This is a genomic window from Enterobacter cloacae complex sp. P17RS (genome assembly GCF_014895885.1).
GTDB lineage: Bacteria > Pseudomonadota > Gammaproteobacteria > Enterobacterales > Enterobacteriaceae > Enterobacter > Enterobacter bugandensis.
Genome location: NZ_JADBQK010000019.1, coordinates 149604 through 174021 on the forward strand (window position 1 = coordinate 149604; position 24418 = coordinate 174021).

The window sequence follows — 24418 nt, forward strand, 5'->3', positions numbered from 1 at the left end:
GTGTTGTTTCTGAGAATTTCCTGATGGCGCTGTTAATTACCAAAAAATGCATCAATTGCGATATGTGCGAACCCGAATGCCCGAACCAGGCGATTTCGATGGGCGACAGCATTTACGAGATTAACAGCGACCGCTGCACGGAATGCGTCGGCCACTATGAGACGCCGACCTGCCAGAAGGTGTGCCCGATCCCCAACACTATTCTGAAGGATCCGACACACGTCGAGAGCGAAGAGCAGCTGTGGGATAAATTTGTCCTGATGCACCACGCGGACAAAATTTAGCTTTCGATAATCACCGTCGCGCTGGCATAGTGACGTTCATCTGCGATCGTCACGTGCATATGATTCACCCCCAGCTTCTCCGCCAGCTTTTGCGCTTCACCCCACAGACGCAGGCGCGGTTTGCCCAGCTCATCATTAAAAACTTCGAACTGGTTAAATGCCAGGCCGTTACGAATGCCGGTCCCGAAGGCTTTGGCTGCCGCCTCTTTTACCGCAAAGCGCTTTGCCAGAAAACGCACCGGCTGCTGGTGCGCTTCCCAGATGGCCCATTCGTTATCGCTCAGCACGCGCCTTGCCAGGCGATCGCCGCTGCGGGCGATCACCGCTTCGATGCGGGCTATTTCGACGATATCGGTGCCTAAGCCCAAAATGGCCATTACTGACGCGCTTCCAGCATCAGGCGTTTCATCTCTGAAACCGCCTCTTTCAGGCCGCTCATCACCGCGCGGCCAATAATGGCGTGGCCGATGTTCAGCTCATGCATTTCCGGCAGAGCAGCAATGGCCTTCACGTTGTGGTAGGTCAGGCCGTGACCGGCATTAACCTTCAGTCCCAGGCTCGCGGCGTAGGTGGCCGCTTTGGCGATACGCTCCAGCTCTTTGGCCTGCTCGGCATCATTTTTAGCATCGGCATAGCAGCCGGTGTGAATTTCGATATACGGCGCGCCCACGTCGGCTGCCGCTTTAATCTGCGCGAAATCGGCGTCGATAAACAGAGAAACCAGGATACCGGCATCCGCCAGGCGCTTGCAGGCATCGCGCATTTTGTCCTGCTGCCCCGCCACGTCCAGCCCGCCTTCGGTGGTCACTTCCTGGCGTTTTTCCGGCACCAGGCAGCAGAAGTGCGGTTTGGTCTCGCAGGCAATGGTCAGCATCTCTTCGGTGACCGCCATCTCCAGATTCATACGGGTGTCCAGCGTCTGACGAAGAATGCGCACGTCGCGGTCGGTAATGTGGCGGCGGTCTTCACGCAGGTGAACGGTAATGCCGTCGGCACCAGCCTGTTCAGCGATAAACGCCGCCTGAACCGGATCGGGATACGCCGTGCCGCGCGCGTTACGCAGGGTGGCGATGTGGTCGATGTTGACGCCTAACAGTAATTCAGCCATGACAATCCTCGGTTTTCTTTTTGATGCTGTGGTCTAACGTTTGGGCATAAACTGCCTGAATAATTCGCGGCTCTTTAAGGGCTTGCCGCCAAGATACGGCTTGAGGGCAATCCGGGTAAAGCGTTTTGCTGCGCGCAGGGTGTCGGCGTCCGGAAACTCGCGTTCATAAAGTGCTCTGAGCTGGCGTCCGGTAAAAGTACTGTTATCAACGACGACGCTGGCAATAAAGCCTTTTTCTTCGCGGTAGCGGTAGGTCATGGTGTCTTCCACCTCATCACCGCTGCCTGCGCAGTGCAGAAAATCCACGCCGTACCCGAGGTGGCCCAGCAGCGCCAGTTCGAAACGACGCAGGGCGGGTTCGGGCGTGCCGGTCGCACCCGCCAGTGCCTGGATACAGTGCAGATAATCGAAGAAAAGTTCCGAGAAGCGAGTCTCATGTTCAAGGACGCGGGAGATGAGCTCGTTGACATACAGACCGCTGTAGAGCGTGATGCCAGAAAGGGGAAGCGCCAGAGAGACGGCTTCAGCGCTGCGCAAGGTTTTGACTTCCCCTCGCCCGCCAAAGCGAACCAGCAGCGGCGTAAAAGGCTGTAGGGCACCCTTCAGATTAGAACGTTTGGAACGTGCGCCTTTCGCAACAAGGCGCACGCGGCCCGACTCTTCCGTGAAGACGTCCAGCATCAGGCTGGTTTCGCTCCAGGGACGACTATGGAGAACGAAGGCGCGCTGCCAACCTTCCATTATACTCGTCGTCTTGAGTTACTGATCTTCGCCGTAACCGAGGCTGCGCAGAGCACGCTCATCATCGGCCCAGCCAGATTTCACCTTCACCCACAGTTCCAGGTGAACCGGCGCTTCGAACATCTCCTGCATGTCCTTACGGGCTTCGATACCGATGGTTTTGATCTTGGCGCCTTTGTTGCCGATCACCATCTTCTTCTGCCCTTCACGCTCGACGAGGATCAGGCCGTTAATGTCGTAGCCACCGCGCTCGTTGCTCTGGAAACGCTCGATCTCCACCGTCACAGAGTACGGCAGCTCGGCGCCCAGGAAACGCATCAGCTTTTCACGGATGATTTCAGACGCCATAAAGCGCTGAGAGCGATCGGTGATGTAATCTTCCGGGAAGTGGTGAATCGCTTCCGGCAGATGCTTGCGTACGATGCCCGCGATGGTATCAACGTTCAGGCCGGTCTCAGCAGACAGCGGAACGATATCGAGGAAGTTCATCTGGCTGCCCAGCCACTGCAGGTGCGGCAGCAGGTCAGCTTTTTCCTGCACGTTGTCAACTTTGTTGACCGCGAGGATCACCGGCGTTTTGCCGTCACGCAGCTTGTTCAGTACCATTTCGTCGTCCGGCGTCCAGCGGGTGCCTTCCACAACGAAAATCACCAGCTCTACGTCGCCGATGGAGCTGCTCGCCGCCTTGTTCATCAGACGGTTAATGGCACGCTTCTCTTCCATGTGCAGGCCAGGGGTATCGACGTAGATTGCCTGATACGCGCCTTCAGTATGGATGCCGACGATGCGGTGACGCGTGGTCTGCGCCTTACGCGAGGTGATGGAAATCTTCTGCCCAAGCAGATTATTCAGCAGGGTGGATTTGCCAACGTTCGGACGTCCGACGATGGCAATAAATCCGCAATAGGTTTTTTCTTCGCTCATTCCAGCTCCAGCATTTTTAACGCCTGTTCGGCGGCAGCCTGTTCAGCCTTACGGCGGCTTGAACCTGTGCCCACCACCGGTTCACTCAGGCCACTGACCTGGCAATGGATGGTAAATTCCTGATCGTGCGCTTCGCCACGAACCTGCACCACCAGATAGGATGGCAGCGGCAGATGACGGCCCTGCAAATATTCCTGCAGGCGCGTTTTCGGATCTTTTTGTTTATCGCCCGGGCTAATTTCGTCCAGACGGGTCTGATACCAGTTAAGGATCAGCTTTTCTACGGTCTGGATATCGCTGTCCAGGAACACGCCACCAATTAATGCTTCGACCGTATCGGCAAGAATAGATTCACGACGGAAGCCGCCGCTTTTCAGTTCACCCGGCCCAAGACGCAGACATTCGCCCAGTTCAAATTCGCGCGCGATTTCAGCGAGGGTGTTGCCGCGCACCAGCGTGGCCCGCATGCGGCTCATATCACCTTCGTCCACGCGCGGGAAACGATGATAAAGCGCATTCGCAATCACGAAACTTAAAATAGAGTCACCCAGAAACTCGAGACGCTCATTATGTTTGCTGCTGGCACTGCGATGGGTTAATGCCTGTTGCAACAACTCCTGATGATGAAAAGTGTAGCCCAGCTTCCGTTGAAGCCGATTAATTACGATGGGGTTCATGCGATACCAATAAATGAATGCGTCAAAAATGCAGCACACGAAACCGACCTGAGAAAACCAACGCGGTTTCGTGTGCCGTGGCACCCTTGCAGGGCCAACCTTAAACTTCGGGGGAATATTCTATACACAACGACAGGGGATGTCGTTAGTTCAAAGAGATTTATCGAGGAAATAATTCACGTAGCCGCGAAATAACGCGGCTACGTGTTCTTTTCCTGAGAATTAATGGATTCCGCCAATACGATTCAGGCGCACGCCGGTCGGCCACTCGCCTTCCTGCTTCTCAAAACTCATCCAGATCGCGGTTGCTTTACCCACCAGATTCGCTTCCGGCACAAAGCCCCAGTAACGGCTGTCCGCGGAGTTATCGCGGTTATCGCCCATCATGAAGTAGTGTCCCGGCGGTACGATCCAGCTGGCCAGCTGCTGACCCGGCTGTTTGTAATACATCCCCACCTGGTCCTGCGCGATTGGCACGGTCAGAATGCGGTGAGTGACATCGCCCAGCGTCTCTTTGCGCTCAACCAGACGAATGCCGTTCTCTTTGGTTTCACCTTTTGGCACCTGGAAGAACCCGCTGGTCGCTTCACCGCCGTTACGACGGGCGAAAGTCTGCACGAAATCACTTGGCTCAACGTTTGAGTAGGTGATTGGCAGCGCGTTTTCACACGCGGTACCGGAGCTGCAGCCCGGCTGAACGGTGACTTCCTTCGCAACCGGATCGTAGGTCACTTTATCACCCGGCAGACCCACCGCGCGCTTAATGTAATCCAGACGCGGATCGTCCGGATATTTAAACACCACGATGTCGCCACGTTTCGGATGCCCCGTTTCGATCAGCGTTTTCTGGTAAATCGGATCTTTAATGCCGTAGGCAAACTTCTCAACCAGAATAAAATCACCGATCAGCAGCGTTGGCATCATTGATCCCGATGGGATCTGGAACGGCTCATAAATAAACGAACGTACCACCAGCACAATCGCCAGCACCGGGAACACCGACGCGCCCGTTTCCAGCCAGCCCGGTTTCGGGCCAACTTTCTTCAGGGTTTTCGCGTCCAGCGCATCGCCAGTCGCTGCCTGCGCGGCAGCCTGACGTTCACGGCGTTTTGGGGCGAAGATAAACTTATCCAGACACCACAGCAGGCCAGTCACCAGCGTAGCGATGACCAGGATCAGGGCAAACATGTTCGCCATGCCAACTCCTTAAAGGTTATTTGCCGTCTTTACCGACATGAAGAATGGCAAGGAATGCTTCCTGCGGCAGCTCAACGTTACCGACCTGCTTCATACGCTTCTTACCTTCTTTCTGCTTCTGCAGCAGCTTTTTCTTACGGCTGACGTCACCGCCATAGCACTTCGCCAGAACGTTTTTACGCAGCTGCTTCACGGTTGAGCGGGCAATGATGTGGTTACCGATGGCCGCCTGAATCGCAATGTCAAACTGCTGACGCGGGATCAGATCTTTCATCTTCTCAACCAGCTCGCGGCCACGGTACGGCGCATTGTCGTTGTGGGTGATCAGCGCCAGCGCATCTACACGCTCGCCGTTGATCAGCACGTCCACGCGCACCATGTTGGAAGCCTGGAAACGCTTGAAGTTGTAATCCAGTGACGCATAGCCACGGGAGGTAGACTTCAGACGGTCGAAGAAGTCGAGTACCACTTCCGCCATAGGGATTTCATAGGTCAGCGCCACCTGGTTACCGTGGTAAACCATGTTGGTCTGCACGCCACGCTTCTCAATACAGAGCGTAATAACGTTCCCCAGGAACTCCTGCGGCAGCAGCATGTGACATTCTGCAATAGGCTCGCGCAGCTCGTGAATGTTGTTCAGCGGCGGCAGCTTGGACGGGCTGTCGACGTAGATCACTTCTTTCGAGGTGGTTTCTACTTCGTAGACTACCGTTGGTGCGGTGGTGATCAGATCCAGATCGTATTCACGCTCCAGACGTTCCTGAATGATCTCCATGTGCAGCAGGCCGAGGAAGCCGCAGCGGAAGCCGAAGCCCAGCGCCGTTGAACTTTCTGGCTCATAGAACAGGGAAGCATCGTTCAGGCTCAGCTTGCCGAGCGCATCGCGGAAGTTTTCGTAGTCGTCAGAGCTGACCGGGAACAGACCCGCGTAAACCTGCGGTTTCACCTTTTTGAAGCCTGGCAGCGCTTTGTCTGCCGGGTTACGCGCGCCGGTCAGGGTATCGCCCACTGGCGCGCCGAGGATGTCTTTAATCGCGCAGACCAGCCAGCCTACCTCGCCGCATTTCAGCTCGGTACGGTCAACCTGTTTTGGCGTGAAGATACCCAGACGGTCTGCGTTGTAGACCTGTCCGGTACTCATAACCTTGATTTTGTCGCCTTTACGCATGGTGCCGTTTTTGATACGCACCAGTGAGACCACGCCCAGGTAGTTATCGAACCAGGAGTCGATGATCAGCGCCTGCAATGGACCATCCGGGTCGCCTTCCGGGGCCGGAATATCACGTACCAGGCGTTCCAGCACGTCGGTCACACCCACACCGGTTTTCGCGGAGCAGCGTACGGCGTCGGTCGCGTCAATGCCGACAATGTCTTCAATCTCTTCCGCCACGCGCTCAGGATCGGCGGCTGGCAGGTCGATTTTGTTCAGAACCGGCACAACTTCGAGATCCATTTCCATCGCGGTGTAGCAGTTTGCCAGGGTTTGGGCTTCTACGCCCTGCCCGGCATCGACCACCAGCAGCGCACCTTCACAGGCCGCCAGCGAGCGTGATACTTCATAGGAGAAGTCAACGTGGCCTGGGGTGTCGATAAAGTTCAGTTGATAGGTTTCGCCATCAGAAGCTTTATAGTCGAGCGTCACGCTCTGCGCTTTGATGGTGATACCGCGTTCGCGTTCCAGGTCCATGGAGTCCAGTACCTGGGCTGCCATTTCACGATCAGACAGGCCACCGCAAATCTGGATAATACGGTCAGACAGCGTCGACTTACCGTGGTCAATGTGAGCAATGATCGAAAAGTTACGTATGTTCTTCATATAGTTAAATAATTATGCCTTACGAATTCCTGGAGGCCGCTGTTCTTAGCCTGACGTTTTTCAGTGCGAAAACGCAGCATTCTACACTACATACCCGCAACCTGGAAATGCACTTAGAGCCAAGCATAGCGCGAAGAAATGGCGTTTTCTTTTTTGAGATGTAAATAATGATAAAGCCCGGTGGATCACCGGGCCTCAGAAGAGAGCGTCTCGACGCGAAGTTGGTCAGGCGCCAGCGCAACGCTCAGAATAACGGGCTGCCACTCATCGCGCGCTGCGAGCTTCGGTGAGATGCCTTTGGCAAGCCAGAATCCCCCTACGCCACCCAAAGCTGCACCGCACATGGCGGCCACGTCGGTACCAAACAGCATCTGAAAAAGGCCGCCCATGACAAACAGCCCCACCAGCGGGGAGAGATAGACCAGCATCGCGGAACTCAGCAGACTGCCTTCCGTAATGCCCAGTTCCACCTTCTGACCCGCCACCAGCGGCTGTTCGCTCGGCACGGAGATTGTATGCGATGTCTGTGGCCCTAACTTATTCAGCACGCGACTGCCACAACCGGCTCGGGATGCGCAGCTATTGCATGAGGCTTTAACATCACAGCTGACCAGCGCAATACCATTCTGCCACGAGACGACGGTCGCCCACTCTTTAATCATTGTGCGGCCCTGAATTTAATGCTGTCTGAAATGCGCTTCGCCGTCTGCGGAGGTAATTCCCCCACAATCGTGATTTCTGCGTTATCGCGTACCGTGGTGCTGACCGTACGACGCCCGGTACGAAGCATTTGTTCAGCGCTGTTTGCCGTTGCGCGGTTGATATTCACCGAGAAGCTGAACAAGCCATCGGAATAGAGGCGTGATTCAACCGGCGTATCAATGGTGGGCAACTGACGACGGCTGCTGGACACTTCGCTAAAGCCTTGCGGTATCCAGGAAGGAACCCAGTTGAAATTAGCGGAGTCCCCTGCAGGAACAGAAAGCAGCGGCGGCAGGCTGGCCTTCGCCAGATTCTGCATGCTGTTACCAACCTGATTGTTCACGCTGAAGGAGATGACGCGGAACTGTTCAAGCGTCTCGCCGTCGCGGTCGAGCAGGTCCACGCGCATCGGCAGCTTGGTTTCCGCATCAATCCAGACGATATAGCTGTAGCGCGTGCCATCGCGCGCAACCACGCGGATCACTTCACACAGCCTGTCTGCAATACGGGTACGCCCTACCGAAATAAAATCATAGTAAGGGGCAAGTCGTTTGAAGTCGGTATAGATAAGCGACGGTAGAGAATCAACGATATAGTCGCCATTCAGCGTGAAAGGCTCCAGACCGGGCTCGAAATAGCTGATTTCGTTGCCACGCTGGACAACTTCCCGACGCGGGCCATCCATCTGTAAAAGCTGGGCGAGCGGCTGGTTATCAAGACGGGCATGGCGATAGCGTAACGACTCGACGCCCTGCTTGTTGATGCTGATAAATGCCAACTCGTAATTGAGTGACTGGCTGGCCAGATTCATTTGCTGCAACAACGCCCCGGATGAAACATCAGCCGAGGCGTTAGCAGAGAAGAACAGGCTACCCGCCATCAGAGACATGGCGAACCAAAGTTGCTTCATTACTGCGATTGCGTTCCTAAAGTTTGGTTTCCGGGCACCTGCACAGCAGCTTGCTGAGTTTGGGCCTGCTCAAACTGAAGCTGTTCAGAGTGCAGACGACGCTGCAACTCATAATCCTGCAACATCGCATTAATGCGACGGCGCTGCTCCTGAACCTGCTGTTGCTGACCGCCGCTGGCGGAGGCATCAGCCGGTACGCCCAGACTTACCGGGCTGGCTTTGCCCATCATCGGCAGTGTGTTAAACACTGGCGCTTCTGGCTGCTGATTAGTTTCAGACTGAGTATTATAGTGCTGGACGCCAACGATAACTGCAAGCGATACGCATGCAGCCACCCCCATTTGGGTGAGCTGGCTGGCCCACGGACGCACTTTTTGCCAGAACGGCATTTTCTGCCACTGGTGCGGTGCGGGTTGCGCTTCAGGAATCAGCGGAGTGGTCTGATGAACAGGCTCATTCTCAATGGCCGCCATCACGCGGGCAGAGATATCGAAATGGAGAACCTCTCCGGTATCACCGCGCAGCGTGTCACGGATGAGATGGTAACTCTCCCAGGTCTCTTGCATTTCGGGAGAATGAGACAGCTCGTTGAGCAGCTCACTATCCAGCGTCTCACCATCCATTAAAGCGGAAAGTTTTTCTTTCTGCATGCCTAATACCTTTTCCAGTATCCCGCTATCGTCAACGCCTGATAAGCGGTTGAACTTTATTATCAATAGCTTCTCGCGCACGGAAAATTCGTGAACGAACCGTGCCGACCGGACAATCCATGATAGCGGCTATCTCTTCATAGCTCAGACCATCAAGCTCCCGTAACGTAATTGCCATGCGTAAATCTTCCGGGAGTGACTCGATCGTGCGAAAAACAATTTGTCTCAGTTCTTCTGACAACATTAAGTTCTCAGGGTTCGAAATTTCTTTCAGCGCACCGCCACTTTCGAAGTTTTCGGCGTCGATAGCGTCTACATCACTGGACGGCGGACGACGACCCTGAGCAACCAGGTAATTCTTTGCCGTATTGACAGCAATACGGTACAGCCAGGTATAAAAAGCACTATCTCCCCGGAAAGATTCCAGCGCGCGATAGGCCTTAATAAAAGACTCTTGCACCACATCAGGTACATCACCTGACGGTACATAGCGGGAAACCAGACTCGCCACCTTATGCTGGTAGCGCACCACCAGTAGGTTAAAGGCTTTCTGATCTCCCTTCTGGACCCGTTCAACCAGGACCTGGTCCGTTAACTGCTCGCTCATCCGAGGTAATGTCTCCCCAAACCTAAATTCCACGCGTTATCGAAACGCCACTCTATAACTACCGCACTTTGAGCAAGCACCAGGTTAGAGTGTCTGATCTTCAATAAGTTCCGTAACGCCTTTGTTTTTGTTCATCGCGCCGCAGACCGTTCATTTTCTCTCATTATAAGTCTGTTCACGATACGCACCACTTTCTGACAAGAAACATCTTTTTCCCGCCAGAAGAGTAACGCAACACAGGCTTTATTTCACCACAAAATCTGACGCTAACGATCTGCTTCGCAAAATAATTTCATTTATTTACCCTTCGTTTACCCCTGCCTCTGCGTTTAGTCATTGCAACTTCCATTAAAAAAAACGTGCGATATCTCGCATTCAGGTGCTATTCTGCCCCAACACTGTTTAGTAAATTAAACAACAATCATGAACACAACACCTGAACTTCATTGTGATGTACTGATCATCGGCAGCGGCGCTGCCGGTCTCTCTCTGGCGCTGCGTCTGGCTGAACATCAGAACGTTATCGTTCTGAGCAAAGGCCCGATAAGTGAAGGCTCCACATTTTATGCTCAGGGCGGCATTGCCGCGGTATTTGACGAGACCGACAGCATTGCGTCACATGTGGAAGATACGCTGATTGCCGGGGCCGGGATCGTGGATGCGCACGCGGCAGAGTTTGTCGCCAGCAATGCCCGCCATTGCGTTCAGTGGCTTATCGATCAGGGTGTTTTATTCGATACTCAGGTTCAGCCCAACGGTGAAGAGAGCTACCACTTAACGCGTGAAGGCGGCCATAGCCACCGCCGCATCCTGCACGCCGCGGATGCTACCGGAAAAGAAGTGGAAACCACGCTGGTCAGCAAAGCGCTGAACCATCCTAACATCCGGGTCCTTGAGCGGAGCAACGCGGTTGATCTGATCATTTCCGACAAGATAGGCCTGCCCGGTACGCGTCGCGTGGTGGGAGCGTGGGTCTGGAACCGTAATAAAGAGAAGGTGGAAACCTGTCAGGCGAAGGCTGTGGTGTTGGCTACAGGTGGCGCCTCTAAGGTGTATCAGTACACCACGAATCCGGATATCGCTTCCGGGGACGGTATCGCCATGGCCTGGCGCGCCGGCTGCCGCGTGGCGAATCTCGAATTTAATCAGTTTCACCCCACCGCCCTGTTCCACCCTCAGGCGCGAAATTTCCTACTGACGGAAGCCCTGCGCGGCGAAGGGGCTTATCTGAAACGCCCTGACGGTACCCGCTTTATGCCGGACTTTGACGCCCGCGGTGAACTGGCGCCGCGTGATATTGTTGCCCGCGCCATCGACCACGAAATGAAGCGCCTTGGCGTGGACTGCATGTATCTCGATATCAGCCATAAGCCGGCAGAATTCATTCGCCAGCATTTCCCGATGATTTACGAAAAGCTGCTCAATCTTGGCATTGATTTAACACGCGATCCGGTGCCCATTGTGCCAGCCGCCCACTATACCTGCGGCGGCGTGATGGTTGACGATCACGGACGCACTGATGTAGACGGTCTGTATGCTATTGGTGAGGTCAGCTATACCGGGCTACACGGCGCGAACCGTATGGCGTCTAACTCGCTGCTTGAATGTCTGGTGTACGGCTGGTCAGCGGCGGAGGACATCACGAAGCGCATGCCTTACGCCCGTGAAACAGAGCGTTTACCGGCCTGGGATGAAAGCCGCGTGGAGAACCCGGACGAGCTGGTAGTGATCCAGCACAACTGGCACGAGCTACGGTTGTTTATGTGGGATTACGTTGGGATTGTGCGCACCACGAAACGTCTGGAACGCGCGTTGCGCCGCATTACGATGCTGCAGCAGGAAATTGATGAATATTATGCCCATTTCCGCGTCTCCAATAATCTGCTGGAGCTGCGCAATCTGGTGCAGGTTGCCGAGCTGATTGTTCGCTGCGCGATGATGCGTAAAGAGAGCCGCGGTTTGCACTACATACTCGACTACCCGGATCGGCTTGCTGAGTCCGGCCCGTCGATACTCGCCCCGCAGGTTTACATAAACAAATAAAACGCCTGGGTCAGAGCCGTGTAATCTTCGGAATAACGCTGGTCTGGCCCACGGATCACCATACGGTCATTAAAGCACTCACCCTCTTTTGGCGAAAGCGCCAGCAGCACGCGGTGCGGCAATCGGCCTTCCGTATCAGAGATGTCAGTTCGCAAACGTAACGTCCAGCCGATCTCCTGCGCGGTAGCGATAAACGTGTTGCCCGTACTTTCTGGCAGCACCACGCAGAAAAAGCCCTCTTCTGAGATAAGTTCAGCCGCGTTGACGAGCAGCGCTTTGTGATCGAGTGAACCGGTATAGCGCGCCTGTTCACGCTCCGGTGTACCGCACTCCACGCCGGGCTCGTAGTAAGGGGGGTTGCTGACGATAAGATCGTAACGCGCCGTCTGCTCTGGCGCCCAGGCCAGCACGTCCGCGCACTTAACGGTTATCCGGTCAGCCCAGGGGGACTCGGCCGCGTTTTCACCCGCCTGCCCTGCGGCCTGCGCATCCAGCTCAATGGCATCAATAGTGACATGCTCTTCAGTACGCTGCGCCAGCATCAAGGCCACCAGCCCGCTGCCGGTACCGATATCAAGAATACGCTTAACACCTGCGACAGGTGCCCATGCTCCCAGTAAAATGCCGTCTGTACCGACTTTCATGGCACAGCGATCGTGAGCGACAAAAAATTGTTTAAACGTAAAACCATCGCGGCGCAGCTGCGCTTTGAGTTGAGACATGTCAGGGCAACCTTCTAAGTGAAACTGGAGTAGCATAGGGGAAAGCGAAGTGGCCGCAAAGCGATATCCATACAAACAGATGAAGATTACAGCCGTAACGTCTATAATCAGCGCCCCACACAGAGGTAGAACATGACTGTAACGACTTTTTCCGAACTTGAACTCGATGAAAGCCTGCTCAATGCTCTTGAGAGCAAAGGCTTTACACGCCCGACCGCCATTCAGGCAGCGGCCATTCCGCCTGCGCTTGAGGGCCGCGATGTGCTCGGTTCTGCGCCAACCGGCACGGGGAAGACAGCAGCCTATTTGCTGCCTGTGTTGCAGCACCTGCTCGACTTTCCACGTAAAAAATCTGGCCCGCCGCGTATTTTGATCCTGACGCCTACGCGCGAACTGGCCATGCAGGTTGCCGATCATGCGCGTGAACTCGCGGCGAATACGCATCTGGATATCGCCACCATCACCGGCGGCGTTGCGTATATGAACCACGCCGAAGTGTTCAGCGAAAACCAGGACATCGTCGTCGCGACGACGGGCCGCCTGCTGCAGTATATTAAAGAAGAGAACTTCGACTGCCGCGCGGTAGAAACGCTGATCCTCGACGAAGCGGACCGCATGCTGGACATGGGCTTTGCGCAGGATATCGAGCATATTGCAGGTGAAACGCGCTGGCGTAACCAGACGATGCTGTTCTCTGCCACCCTTGAAGGGGATGCGATTAAAGACTTCGCAGAGCGTCTGCTGGAAGATCCGGTGGAAGTCTCTGCGACGCCATCCACGCGAGAGCGTAAAAAGATCCACCAGTGGTATTACCGTGCGGACAACCTTGAGCATAAGGTTGAGCTGCTCAAGCACCTGCTAACGCAGGAAGACGCCACCCGCACTATCGTGTTTGTGCGTAAGCGCGAGCGCGTGCACGAGCTGGCTGAAATGCTGCGCAACGCCGGGATCAACAACTGCTATCTTGAAGGTGAGATGGCGCAGATCAAGCGTACCGAAGGCATTAAGCGCCTGACCGATGGCCGCGTTAACGTGCTGGTCGCAACAGACGTTGCCGCCCGCGGGATCGACATCCCTGACGTGAGCCATGTCATTAACTTCGATATGCCGCGCAGCGGAGATACCTACCTGCACCGCATTGGCCGTACCGGTCGCGCGGGCCGCAAAGGGATTGCAATTTCACTGGTTGAAGCGCATGACTACCTGCTGCTGCAGAAAATTGGCCGCTATGTTGACGAGCCGCTGAAAGCGCGCGTTATTGATGGCTTGCGCCCAACCACACGTGCGCCGAGTGAAAAAATGACGGGTAAACCGTCCAAGAAAGCGCTCGCGAAACGTGCTGAGAGAAAAGAGAAAGAAAAAGAGAAGCCGCGCGTGAAGCAGCGCCACCGCGATACCAAAAACATTGGTAAGCGTCGTAAGCCAAGCGCTGTCGCGCAGGAAACGAAGACTGAAGAGTAAGAAAAAGCCGGGGTAATCCCCGGCTTTTTTGTTCCACCCCCGTGGCTGAAGCCTTACAGGCTTTCAGTAAAGGTACGGGCGATAACGTCGCGCTGCTGTTCTGGAGTCAGTGAGTTAAAGCGAACCGCATAACCAGACACGCGGATAGTCAGCTGTGGGTATTTTTCCGGGTGCTCAACGGCATCCATCAGCGTTTCGCGGCGCAGCACGTTAACGTTCAGGTGCTGACCCCCTTCAACGCGCACTTCCGGCTGCACTTCCATTGGGATTTCACGGTATTCGATTTCGCCCAGTTTATTCACCGGTACGATTTCATCTTCAGCAAAACCCGCTTTCGCAACCACACAGCGCGCTTCATTTTTCTCGCTGTCCAGCAGCCAGAAAGAGTTGAGCAGATCGTCATTTGCCGCTTTGGTAATCTGGATACCTGTAATCATGTGTTGCCTCCCTTAGGCTACATTAACTGATGCTGGCCTTACGCGGCCAATTGGTAAAACCATTGTTTCTTGTGTGTATATATATCATTCACACCACGGCGATTTATTGATTTAAATCAACAAAAACACCAACCACATAAAGAGTGTGGTTTGAATTTATTGCTTTAGATCAATTTCATACCCCCATCAACTCAACTTAACCTGCATCATTTCAAAATAAATTTAACGACTTAGCACGCATTTCAGCGCGTAATTTTGCTCACAAGCGTTAAACAGGTAAGCTAGTGACAGATTGAGATTCGCAGGAGAGCGACATGACGACACCTTTAACCTGGCATGACGTGCTGGCAGAAGAAAAGCAGCAGCCTTATTTTATCAATACGCTCAGTACCGTTGCCGCTGAGCGTCAGTCCGGGCAAACGATTTATCCGCCGCAAAAAGATGTATTCAACGCGTTTCGCTATACCGAGTTGAGCGATGTGAAAGTCGTCATTCTGGGCCAGGATCCCTATCACGGCCCTGGGCAGGCGCACGGGCTGGCATTTTCCGTACGCCCAGGCGTGGCGATCCCCCCTTCTCTGCTCAACATGTATAAAGAGCTTGAGGGAACCGTGCCCGGGTTTACCCGCCCCAACCACGGTTATCTGGAAAGCTGGGCGCGCCAGGGCGTGCTGTTATTGAACACGGTGCTCACCGTACGGGCGGGCCAGGCGCACTCGCACGCCAGCCTTGGGTGGGAAACCTTTACCGATAAAGTTATCAGCCTTATCAACGAGCATCGTGAAGGGGTCGTGTTTTTACTCTGGGGTTCTCACGCGCAGAAGAAAGGGGCAATTATCGATCGTCAGCGTCATCACGTGTTGAAGGCACCGCACCCGTCACCGCTTTCTGCCCATCGCGGTTTCTTTGGCAGTAATCATTTTGTTCTGGCAAATGAATGGCTGGAAAAACGTGGCGAAACGCCAATTGACTGGATGCCTGTGTTACCGGCAGAGAGCGAGTAGGGTTTGAATGTGCCGGGTCAGGCCCGGCACATAAGAGGCTTATGCCTTATTCTGACGCCACCACTCGGCCAGCAGCACGCCGGTCGCAACGGATACGTTCAGACTTTCCACATTGCCCGTCCCGTCGATGGAGACGCTCAGATCCGAACTGGAGAGCGCCGCATCAGACAGACCATCGCGTTCCTGACCCAACACCAGCACCATCTTGCGCGGCAGCGTCGCTTTAAACAGCGGCGTACCGGCATGGCTGGATGTGGTCACGATGGAATAGCCCGCTTTACGGAACTGCTCGAGGGCATCCAGAACGCTGTCGCCGGTGATCGGCTGTACGTGCTCGGCTCCGCCTTCCGCAGTACGGATCGCGGCGCCGGATTCCAGCAGCGCGGCATCCTGCAGCAGCACGCCCTTCACGCCGAAATGCGCGCAGCTGCGCATCATTGCGCCCAGGTTGTGCGGGTTACCCACGTCTTCCAGCGCCAGCACGCAGTCATCGGCATCCGCCTGGCTGACCCACTGCTGAACTGTCGTGCCGTTACGTTTTTTAATCAGGAAGCAGACGCCGCCGTGGTGCTCGGTACCGGACGCTTTTGTCAGTTCAGCATCATCAACCACGTGGTAGGCTTTGCGGTTCGCCGCCATCCAGCGCAGCGCTTCTTTGAAGCGCGGGGTCACGCTCTGGATAAACCAGGCGCGGACGATACACTCAGGACGGCTCTGGAACAGCGCCTGGCAGGCGTTCTCGCCATATACACGGGTCTCTTCCGCGCGCTGACGACGCAGCACTTCCGGGTCGATAAAGCTTTTACCGCTGATACCGCCGTGATCGGCTTTTTCCGGCGTCTCATCGCCAGGGGCGCGAGAAACGGTGCGCCACGGAGAGGCGTTATCACGTGAGAAGTCATCACGCGGACGGTCATCGCGCTTGCGATCGTCACGCTTCCGATCGTCACGCTTGCGGTCATCACGTTTGCGGTCATCACCGCGGTTATTTCTGTCATCGCGGGCGGGGCGACGGCCACCGTCTGCACGAGAGGACGCTGGACGCCCGCCACCTTTTCCGGTACGCGGATTTTGGGTGCGTTTATCAGAGTCATCATCACTGCGGACATACATCACTTTGACCTTGCCGCTTTTGTTTTTCATTTCGTCGTTCATGCTTTTCTCCACCAGCGCTGCGCGAAGCGCGCAGATTACCCGATGTGCCAGCGCATAGCCATAATTTCGTACAAAAGCCTGTGACTATTGTTCCCATTGAATAAAACGCATTGTCGTTTCATACAGGCTCACTGATAATATGTAACATATCAGAAACATTATCGGCGTTCTGCCGCTGTCCCACGGCTCTATCAGAGGTTAGTTATGAATACCGTATGTGCCAACTGTCAGGCTTTAAACCGCATTCCGGACGATCGGATGGATGACGGTGCGAAATGCGGACGTTGTGGCCATGAATTGTTTGATGGCGATGTCATTAACGCGACGGGTGCTACGCTGGACAAACTCCTCAAGGACGATCTCCCGGTGGTGGTCGATTTCTGGGCGCCATGGTGCGGTCCGTGCCGCAGCTTCGCGCCAATCTTCGAAGATGTGGCCGAAGAGCGCAGCGGAAAAATGCGGTTCGTTAAGGTTAATACCGAGGCCGAACGCGAGTTAAGCGCACGTTTTCGTATTCGCAGTATCCCGACCATCATGATTTTCAAAAATGGTGAAGTGATCGATATGCTCAACGGTGCGGTTCCAAAAGCACCTTTTGATAGCTGGTTAAACGAATCGCTGTAACATTCCCGGGGCACACCTTGTGCCCCGTTCCCGCCTCTGCGAAAATAGGGTTTTTCCTCCATTTCGCCCATGACTGATAACGCTGTCCTTAAATTACGCGCCGAACGCCTTGCGCGCGCGACTCGCCCCTTTCTTGCTCGTGGCAATCGCATACGTCGCTGTCAGCGCTGCCTGCTGCCGCTGAAGGTGTGTCTGTGCGAGACGCTGGCCCCAAGTACTGCGGAGAGCCGCTTTTGTCTGGTCATGTTCGATACCGAGCCGATGAAGCCCAGTAATACGGGGCGTCTTATTGCCGATATTCTGCCGGATACCGCCGCGTTTCAGTGGTCGCGCACTGAGCCACCTCAGGCTCTGCTCGACCTGGTGGCAAGCCCGGACTACCAGCCGATGGTGGTTTTCCCGGCATCTTATGCGGGAGAACAGCGTCAGGTCCTTACCGCGCCGCCATCAGGCAAACCACCGCTGTTTATTATGCTGGACGGTACCTGGACCGAAGCGCGGAAAATGTTTCGCAAAAGCCCTTACCTCGACGCTCTGCCGGTTATTTCTGTCGATCTTTCCCGCGTCTCGGCCTACCGCCTGCGCGAAGCGCATGCTGACGGGCAATACTGCACTGCCGAAGTAGCCATTGCGCTACTGGATTTAGCAGGAGATACCGCTGCAGCTGGTGCCCTGGGCAACCATTTCTCATGCTTCCGGGAGCGCTATCTGGCGGGAAAAACCGTTCATAAGGGCAGCATCACAGCAACGGAGACAGAAAGCGTTTAAAATCATCAGGTCGCTTGCATTCACAGGAGGCCTGCATGAGCCAGAGAGGGTTAGAAGCGCTACTCCGTCCTAAATCCATTGCCGTCATCGGCGCATCAATGAAACCGGATCGTGCAGGCTATCTGATGATGCGCAACCTGCTAGCCGGAGGATTTAACGGTCCCGTTATGCCCGTCACGCCGTCTTATAAGGCCGTTCAGGGCGTACTTGCCTGGCCGGACGTGGAGAGCCTGCCTTTCGTACCGGATCTCGCCGTTCTGTGTACAAACGCCAAACGCAATCCGGAACTGCTGGAGTCACTCGGCAAGAAAGGGTGTAAAACCTGCATTATTCTCTCGTCTCCGCCTGAACAGCAGCCCGAACTGCTGGCCTGCGCCAGCCGCTATCAGATGCGCATTCTCGGGCCGAACAGCCTGGGTCTGCTCGCGCCCTGGCAGGGGCTGAACGCCAGCTTCTCCCCGGTGCCGATCCGTAAAGGCAAGCTGGCGTTTATCTCGCAGTCGGCTGCGGTCTCAAACACTATCCTTGACTGGGCGCAGCAGCGTGAAATGGGATTCTCCTACTTCATTGCTCTGGGCGACAGCCTGGATATTGACGTTGACGAACTGCTGGATTTCCTGGCGCGAGACAGCAAAACCAGCGCAATCCTCCTTTATCTTGAGCACCTGAGCGACGCCCGTCGTTTTGTTTCCGCTTCGCGTAGCGCATCGCGCAATAAACCGATCCTCGTTATCAAAAGCGGTCGCAGCCCTGCGGCGCAGCGTCTGCTGCAGTCTCATTCCGGTATGGATCCGGCCTGGGATGCTGCCATTCAGCGCGCGGGGTTGCTGCGGGTGCAGGATACACACGAGCTTTTTTCCGCCGTTGAGACGTTGAGCCACATGCGTCCGCTGCGCGGCGAGAAGTTAATGATTGTCAGCAATGGCGCGGCCCCTGCCGCGCTGGCGCTGGATGAGCTTTGGCTGCGTAACGGCAAGCTGGCCACGCTGGGTGAAGAGACGCTGCAACGCCTCAGAGAGGCGCTTCCGGCAAGCGTGACGCCTGGCAATCCGCTTGATTTGCGCGATGATGCCAGCAGCGATCGCTATATCAGAGCAATCTCCATTTTGCTGGACAGCCAGGATTTCGATGCGCTGATGATTATCCACTCCCCCAGCGCGGCCGCGCCGGGCAGTGAAAGCGCGCGGGCGCTGATTGAGGCGGTACGAAATCATCCGCGCGGCAAATATGTCACCCTGCTGACCAACTGGTGCGGTGAGTTTTCCTCTCAGGAGGCGCGACGCTTGTTCAGTGAAGCCGGCCTGCCAACCTACCGCACGCCGGAAGGCACCATCACGGCATTTATGCATATGGTGGAATATCGCCGCAACCAGAAACAGCTGCGTGAGACACCGGCTTTGCCCGGAAACCTGACGGCGAACACCGTCGACGTTCATCGGCTGTTACAGCAGGCCATTGAAGAAGGCGCGACCTCGCTTGATACGCATGAAGTGCAGCCCATACTGGGCAGCTACGGGATGCAAACTCTGCCAACCTGGATCGCCAGCGACAGCGCTGAGGCCGTACATATAGCCGAACAGATTGGCTACCCGGTCGCCCTTAAGCTTCGTTCCCCCGATATCCCGCATAAGTCTGACGTTCAGGGAGTCATGTTGTACCTGCGTACGGCAACGGAGGTGCAGCAGGCAGCCGATGCCATTTTCGATCGCGTCAAAATGGCCTGGCCGCAGGCTCGGATCCACGGACTGCTGGTGCAAAGCATGGCTCACCGCGCGGGCGCCCAGGAACTGCGGGTGGTGGTTGAACACGATCCTGTCTTCGGCCCGCTCATTATGTTGGGGGAAGGCGGCGTTGAGTGGCGTCCAGAGGAACAGGCCGCGGTGGCGCTACCGCCGCTGAACATGAATCTGGCGCGCTATCTGATCATTCAGGCGATTAAAAGCAAAAAGATCCGGGGCCGCAGCGCCCTGCGTCCGCTCGATATTGCCGGGTTAAGTCAGTTCCTGGTGCAGGTGTCTAACCTGGTCGTAGATTGTGCGGAGATCCAGCGGTTGGATATCCATCCGCTGCTCGCCTCCGGCACTGAATTTACGGCGCTGGACGTAACGCTGGATATCGCGCCATTTGAAGGGGACAGAGAGAGCCGCCTGGCGATCCGTCCGTATCCTCTGCAGCTGGAGGAGTGGGTCGAGATGAAGAATGGGGAACGCGCCCTGTTCCGCCCTATTCTGCCGGAAGATGAACCGCAGCTGCGTGCCTTTATTTCTCAGGTTACGAAAGAAGATCTCTATTATCGCTACTTTAGCGAAATCAACGAATTTACCCACGATGATTTAGCCAATATGACCCAGATCGACTACGATCGAGAGATGGCGTTTGTCGCCGTTCGACGTTCCGATCGGGGCGATGAGATCCTCGGCGTGACGCGCGCAATTTCCGATCCGGATAACATTGACGCGGAATTTGCTGTGCTGGTGCGCTCCGATCTTAAAGGCCTGGGTCTGGGCAGACGACTGCTGGAAAAACTCATCAGTTATACGCGAGATCACGGATTGTTACGCCTGAATGGCATTACTATGCCGAACAATCGCGGTATGGTGACCCTGGCGCGAAAACTCGGATTTGAGGTTGATATTCAGCTGGACGAAGGTATTGTCGCCTTATCCCTCGGCCTGACACCGGCAGACAAACCCGAGTAAGCTACTGGAAATGTTACCCACTTTGGACGGGACTGGTGGTATCATTGTCCGCTTATGTTGTTTGCATGGTACAGACAACCCTTCAATGAACAGAGAAGAAACGCACTGTGATGTTGTCAAAATTTAAGCGTAATAAACATCAACAACACCTTGCTCAACTACCGAAGATTTCTCAGTCAGTTGATGATGTAGAGTTCTTTTACGCTCCCGCTCATTTTCGGGAGACGCTTCTGGAAAAGATTGCCAGTGCCACGCGACGCATTTGCATTGTGGCCCTGTATCTTGAACAAGATGAAGGCGGGCGCGCGATCCTGAACGCGCTCTATGAAGCCAAGCGTCTGCGTCCGGAACTGGATGTTCGCGTGCTGGTTGACTGGCATCGTGCCCAGCGTGGCCGTATTGGCGCGGCTGCTTCAAACACCAATGCAGACTGGTATTGCCGCACGGCACAGGAAAATCCTGGCGTCGATGTACCTGTTTATGGCGTCCCGGTGAATACCCGAGAAGCGCTCGGTGTCCTTCATTTTAAAGGGTTCATCATCGATGACAGCGTGCTTTACAGCGGCGCAAGCCTCAATGATGTCTATCTTCATCAGCTCGATAAATATCGCTATGACCGCTACCATCTGATCCGTAATCCTCAGATGGCCGATATCATGTTTAACTGGGTTGATAAAAACCTGGTACATGGCCGTGGCGTTAATCGCCTTGACGATCCCGAGCGCCCTAAGAGCCCGGAAATCAAAAACGATGTTCGCGCCTTCCGCCAGGAGCTGCGCGATGCTGTTTACCATTTTCAGGGCGACGCTAACAACGAAGAGTTATCCGTTACCCCGCTGGTTGGGCTTGGCAAATCAAGCCTGCTGAATAAAACGATCTTCCATCTGATGCCGTGCGCGGAGCAAAAGCTCACCATCTGCACGCCGTACTTTAACCTTCCTGCCGTACTGGTGCGTAATATCATTCAGCTGCTGCGCGATGGTAAAAAAGTGGAAATTATCGTCGGGGATAAAACGGCGAACGACTTCTTCATACCTGAAGATCAGCCGTTCAAAATCATCGGTGCGCTGCCTTATCTTTATGAAATTAACCTGCGCCGCTTCCTGAGCCGTTTACAGTATTACGTAAATACTGACCAGCTGGTTGTGCGTCTGTGGAAAGATGAAGACAATAGTTACCATCTGAAAGGTATGTGGGTCGACGATGAGTGGATGCTGCTGACCGGTAACAACCTGAACCCGCGCGCGTGGAGACTGGATCTGGAAAACGCGATCCTGATCCATGACCCGCAGCATGAGTTAGCCGCGCAGCGTGAGCGTGAACTGGAGTTGATTCGCACGCACACCACGGTGGTTAATCATTACCGCGAGCTGCAGAGCATTGCCGATTATCCTGTGAAAGTTCGCAAGCTGATTCGCCGCTTGCGTCGTATCCGTATTGACCGACTTATCAGCCGAATTCTGTAATGTCCAGGCCCTGTTACCCGCAGGGCTTTTTTATGGAGCCCGTTGATGCGTATTCCTCTGTTACTGAGCGCTTTCTTTCTGACTGGCTGCAGTCATATGGCCAATGATAGCTGGTCCGGTCAGGACAAAGCACAACACTTCCTCGCTTCCGCTATGCTGTCTGCAGCCGGTAATGAGTACGCGCAGCATCAGGGATACAGCCGGGACCGTAGCGCGGCGATAGGGTTGATGTTCTCAGTGGGCCTTGGGGCATCAAAAGAACTATGGGATAGCCGCCCCTCAGGGAGCGGCTGGAGCTGGAAAGATTTCGCCTGGGACGTAGCCGGCGCAACAACCGGCTACGCCGTCTGGCAGATGGCACATTATTAAAGGCGGATACCTTTTCCTTTGCGATGCAGCATCAGCGAGACAATAAACGCCAGCGCTCCCATTACGGTGACATACCAGAAGAAGGTCGTTTCACTGCCCCACGACTTAAGCGATAGCGCGACATACTCTGCCGAACCGCCAAACAGGGCATTCGCTACCGCATAAGAGAGGCCAACACCCAGCGCCCTCACCTGTGCGGGAAACATTTCCGCTTTCAAAATGCCGCTGATTGCCGTGTAAAAACTGATAATAATGAGTGCCACCATGATCAGCGCGAAAGCGGCATACGGCGACGTTGTCTGCTGTAGCGCAGTCAAAAGCGGAACGGTACCCAGGGTGAGCATGCCGCCAAAGATCAGCATGGAGGTGCGGCGACCTATTTTGTCCGACAGCGCGCCGACAATCGGCTGGATAAGCATAAAGACGAGTAACGCCACCGTCATGACGACGCTCGCAACGTTTGCATGCATGCCCGTAGTGTTAACCAGATATTTTTGCATGTAGGTGGTAAAGGTATAGAAACTTAGCGAGCCCGCGGCGGTAAAACCTAACACCATCAAAAATGCTTTGCGGTTTCGCCAGAGCCCCTTCATCGAGCCCGCCTCTTTCAGCGCCCTGACCTCCTGTTGAGAGGTTTCATCAAGCTGACGGCGTAGCCACAGGGCGACAACCGCCAGGGCAGCGCCCATAGCAAACGGGATGCGCCAGCCCCAGGCGTGCAAATCTTCATCGCTAAGGATTTGTTGCAGGATCACCACAACCAGTAACGCCAGCAGCTGTCCGCCAATGAGGGTCACATACTGGAATGATGCATAGAAACCTTTTCGGCCTTCAACCGCCACTTCGCTCATGTATGTCGCACTGGTGCCGTATTCCCCACCGACCGACAGCCCCTGGAACAGACGTGCCAGCAGCAGCAACGCGGGTGCCCATGTTCCGATAGTGTCATATCCGGGCAGGCAGGCAATCACCAGCGAGCCGACGCACATCATGCATACGGAGATGAGCATGGAGGTCTTGCGCCCTTTTCTGTCTGCGATCCTGCCGAACAGCCATCCACCGATAGGGCGCATCAGGAACCCGGCGGCAAAAACGCCTGCGGTTTGCAGAAGCTGAGTGGTGGTATTCCCGGACGGGAAAAAGATATGCGCAAAGTAGAGTGAACAGAATGAATAGACGTAAAAGTCAAACCACTCTACGAGGTTCCCCGAGGAGGCCCCAACGATTGCCCAAACCCGACGACGGGTATCCTTACCTGCTAAATTGGTGTTATCCGTATCTGCACTGGCTACGGTTTCTGTCATTTTAAAATCCCCTGTCTCACATTGCGGGCCATTGCCCACAAACAGTAAAACCGGATTTAAAACGAATCGTTAGGTAAATAAAATGTTTCTAATATGTTTCATTACGTTTTGTGAACTCGATCAGGTATCGAATTATTAGCGGACGTAGTAATTATCCCCACTTCTGCTGATGCGCCTTTTTTCGCTGCAAATAATCTTCATCTGCACGAATTTTATCCCACCACTTTTTGAAGACCGCGGCGGCTTCGGCTTTTACGGGATCGCAATCCAGCGGTTTGACCTGGCGCTTCTCATCGTACTTTTTACCGCCTTTATGATTGGCATATCGCCTGGCGCGCGTATAGCCCATCTGAATGAATTTTCGCGCCATATCCATACCCACAAAGTCGTTTTGCTGACGATATTCTTCAAACAGGGCGTAAATTTCTTTTGCCGATCGCGCTGCAACTTCAGCATCTTTGTATCGCCAGTGCGGAAGGATCTCGCTTTTGTAAGGTTCCACCATGAGCACACCCTGCTCTCCCCGCCCCACCTGATACAGCTCTGCATGTTCACGGAAATTAATGTTGGCAAAATCTTGTTGGTAATCAAAGGGACGTGTCAAAGCGGCACCATTGTTAAAATCGTTTTAACAATTGTAGGCACGGTCAGGCGGTGCCGCCACCCGGTATTTCCGGCGCACAAAGCAAAAAACCCCGCACCTTACGGTACGGGGTTCTTCTTAATTGAAGCCTGGCAGTTCCCTACTCT

At 54.8% G+C, this 24418-nt stretch carries 26 protein-coding genes; 9 read left to right on the plus strand and 17 right to left on the minus strand.

The annotated features are described in order from the left end of the window. Positions 1–23: 23 nt before the first annotated feature. Positions 24–284 carry a YfhL family 4Fe-4S dicluster ferredoxin gene (locus tag IM265_RS15165; RefSeq protein ID WP_028014093.1) on the plus strand — a complete coding sequence of 87 codons (261 nt, stop codon included), beginning with the start codon at positions 24–26 and terminating at the stop codon, positions 282–284. On the opposite strand, the gene acpS is transcribed toward IM265_RS15165, so the two are convergent. The 12 genes from acpS to rseD form a co-directional block, all read right to left on the minus strand. Beyond that, complete coding sequence (gene acpS / locus IM265_RS15170) at positions 281–661, minus strand: holo-ACP synthase (RefSeq protein WP_028014094.1); 381 nt, start codon at positions 659–661, stop codon at positions 281–283. The two genes, IM265_RS15165 and acpS, sit on opposite strands and share 4 nt — an antisense overlap. After that, a complete protein-coding gene (gene pdxJ / locus IM265_RS15175; protein WP_041908673.1) occupies positions 661–1392 on the minus strand; it encodes a pyridoxine 5'-phosphate synthase in 732 nt (243 codons plus the stop codon). Before pdxJ ends, acpS begins: the two co-directional genes overlap by 1 nt. 33 nt (positions 1393–1425) lie before the next feature. Next, on the minus strand, positions 1426–2133 hold the full coding sequence (recO, locus tag IM265_RS15180) for a DNA repair protein RecO (protein WP_028014096.1): 708 nt from the start codon (positions 2131–2133) through the stop codon (positions 1426–1428). Positions 2134–2151: 18 nt separating this feature from the next. Next, a complete protein-coding gene (era, locus tag IM265_RS15185) occupies positions 2152–3057 on the minus strand; it encodes a GTPase Era (RefSeq protein ID WP_028014097.1) in 906 nt (301 codons plus the stop codon). After that, on the minus strand, positions 3054–3734 hold the full coding sequence (gene rnc / locus IM265_RS15190; protein ID WP_003860711.1) for a ribonuclease III: 681 nt from the start codon (positions 3732–3734) through the stop codon (positions 3054–3056). Before rnc ends, era begins: the two co-directional genes overlap by 4 nt. Before the next feature lie 222 nt (positions 3735–3956). Next, entirely contained in the window at positions 3957–4931 is a 975-nt protein-coding gene (lepB, locus tag IM265_RS15195; RefSeq protein WP_047364182.1) for a signal peptidase I, read from the minus strand. Positions 4932–4947: 16 nt separating this feature from the next. Then, complete coding sequence (lepA, locus tag IM265_RS15200) at positions 4948–6747, minus strand: translation elongation factor 4 (RefSeq protein WP_028014099.1); 1800 nt, start codon at positions 6745–6747, stop codon at positions 4948–4950. Positions 6748–6932: 185 nt separating this feature from the next. Continuing rightward, a complete protein-coding gene (rseC, locus tag IM265_RS15205) occupies positions 6933–7409 on the minus strand; it encodes a SoxR-reducing system protein RseC (protein WP_045260167.1) in 477 nt (158 codons plus the stop codon). Beyond that, a complete protein-coding gene (rseB, locus tag IM265_RS15210) occupies positions 7406–8359 on the minus strand; it encodes a sigma-E factor regulatory protein RseB (RefSeq protein WP_041908666.1) in 954 nt (317 codons plus the stop codon). Before rseB ends, rseC begins: the two co-directional genes overlap by 4 nt. Then, positions 8359–9009, minus strand: coding sequence for an anti-sigma-E factor RseA (gene rseA, locus IM265_RS15215; RefSeq protein ID WP_014832926.1), 651 nt, complete (start codon positions 9007–9009; stop codon positions 8359–8361). The genes rseB and rseA overlap by 1 nt, the downstream gene beginning before the upstream one ends. A 31-nt stretch (positions 9010–9040) precedes the next feature. After that, a complete protein-coding gene (gene rpoE, locus IM265_RS15220) occupies positions 9041–9616 on the minus strand; it encodes an RNA polymerase sigma factor RpoE (RefSeq protein WP_028014102.1) in 576 nt (191 codons plus the stop codon). Beyond that, complete coding sequence (gene rseD / locus IM265_RS22210; protein ID WP_231940818.1) at positions 9613–9696, minus strand: rpoE leader peptide RseD; 84 nt, start codon at positions 9694–9696, stop codon at positions 9613–9615. Before rseD ends, rpoE begins: the two co-directional genes overlap by 4 nt. A 343-nt stretch (positions 9697–10039) precedes the next feature. Here rseD and nadB point away from each other — a divergent pair, with 343 nt between their 5' ends. Then, entirely contained in the window at positions 10040–11659 is a 1620-nt protein-coding gene (nadB, locus tag IM265_RS15230) for an L-aspartate oxidase (RefSeq protein ID WP_028014103.1), read from the plus strand. Here nadB and IM265_RS15235 read toward each other — a convergent pair. Next, positions 11644–12381, minus strand: a complete 738-nt coding sequence (locus IM265_RS15235; RefSeq protein ID WP_182035015.1) for a tRNA1(Val) (adenine(37)-N6)-methyltransferase — start codon at positions 12379–12381, stop codon at positions 11644–11646. The two genes, nadB and IM265_RS15235, sit on opposite strands and share 16 nt — an antisense overlap. 132 nt (positions 12382–12513) lie before the next feature. Here IM265_RS15235 and srmB point away from each other — a divergent pair, with 132 nt between their 5' ends. Next, positions 12514–13842, plus strand: a complete 1329-nt coding sequence (gene srmB, locus IM265_RS15240) for an ATP-dependent RNA helicase SrmB (RefSeq protein WP_069733418.1) — start codon at positions 12514–12516, stop codon at positions 13840–13842. A 53-nt stretch (positions 13843–13895) separates the two neighbouring features. On the opposite strand, the gene grcA is transcribed toward srmB, so the two are convergent. Continuing rightward, on the minus strand, positions 13896–14279 hold the full coding sequence (gene grcA, locus IM265_RS15245; protein ID WP_006176733.1) for an autonomous glycyl radical cofactor GrcA: 384 nt from the start codon (positions 14277–14279) through the stop codon (positions 13896–13898). 314 nt (positions 14280–14593) lie between these two features. Here grcA and ung point away from each other — a divergent pair, with 314 nt between their 5' ends. Then, positions 14594–15283: a uracil-DNA glycosylase gene (gene ung / locus IM265_RS15250; protein WP_023333064.1), complete on the plus strand. Its 690-nt coding sequence runs from the start codon at positions 14594–14596 to the stop codon at positions 15281–15283. A 39-nt stretch (positions 15284–15322) separates the two neighbouring features. Here the strand turns inward: ung and IM265_RS15255 are convergent, their stop codons facing one another. After that, the gene (locus IM265_RS15255; protein WP_028014107.1) at positions 15323–16438 is read right to left on the minus strand and encodes a tRNA/rRNA methyltransferase; all 1116 of its coding nucleotides are present in this window, start codon (positions 16436–16438) and stop codon (positions 15323–15325) included. 204 nt (positions 16439–16642) lie between these two features. On the opposite strand from IM265_RS15255, the gene trxC reads away from it, so the two are divergent. The 5 genes from trxC (at position 16643) to IM265_RS15280 (ending at position 22364) form a co-directional block, all read left to right on the plus strand. Next, positions 16643–17062, plus strand: a complete 420-nt coding sequence (trxC, locus tag IM265_RS15260) for a thioredoxin TrxC (protein WP_028014108.1) — start codon at positions 16643–16645, stop codon at positions 17060–17062. Positions 17063–17131: 69 nt separating this feature from the next. Next, on the plus strand, positions 17132–17830 hold the full coding sequence (gene tapT / locus IM265_RS15265) for a tRNA-uridine aminocarboxypropyltransferase (RefSeq protein ID WP_045260163.1): 699 nt from the start codon (positions 17132–17134) through the stop codon (positions 17828–17830). Positions 17831–17865: 35 nt separating this feature from the next. Next, on the plus strand, positions 17866–20529 hold the full coding sequence (gene pat / locus IM265_RS15270) for a protein lysine acetyltransferase (protein WP_041908654.1): 2664 nt from the start codon (positions 17866–17868) through the stop codon (positions 20527–20529). Positions 20530–20639: 110 nt separating this feature from the next. After that, positions 20640–21995 (plus strand): CDP-diacylglycerol--serine O-phosphatidyltransferase, encoded by a 1356-nt coding sequence (gene pssA / locus IM265_RS15275; protein ID WP_045260161.1) that lies wholly within the window; start codon positions 20640–20642, stop codon positions 21993–21995. A 45-nt stretch (positions 21996–22040) separates the two neighbouring features. Further along, positions 22041–22364, plus strand: a complete 324-nt coding sequence (locus tag IM265_RS15280) for a YfiM family lipoprotein (protein ID WP_041908650.1) — start codon at positions 22041–22043, stop codon at positions 22362–22364. Here the strand turns inward: IM265_RS15280 and IM265_RS15285 are convergent. Then, positions 22361–23668 (minus strand): MFS transporter, encoded by a 1308-nt coding sequence (locus IM265_RS15285; protein WP_041908648.1) that lies wholly within the window; start codon positions 23666–23668, stop codon positions 22361–22363. The genes IM265_RS15280 and IM265_RS15285 overlap by 4 nt on opposite strands. A 151-nt stretch (positions 23669–23819) precedes the next feature. Continuing rightward, positions 23820–24272 carry a DUF4385 domain-containing protein gene (locus IM265_RS15290; RefSeq protein WP_193030308.1) on the minus strand — a complete coding sequence of 151 codons (453 nt, stop codon included), beginning with the start codon at positions 24270–24272 and terminating at the stop codon, positions 23820–23822. Between the last annotated feature and the right edge of the window lie 146 nt (positions 24273–24418).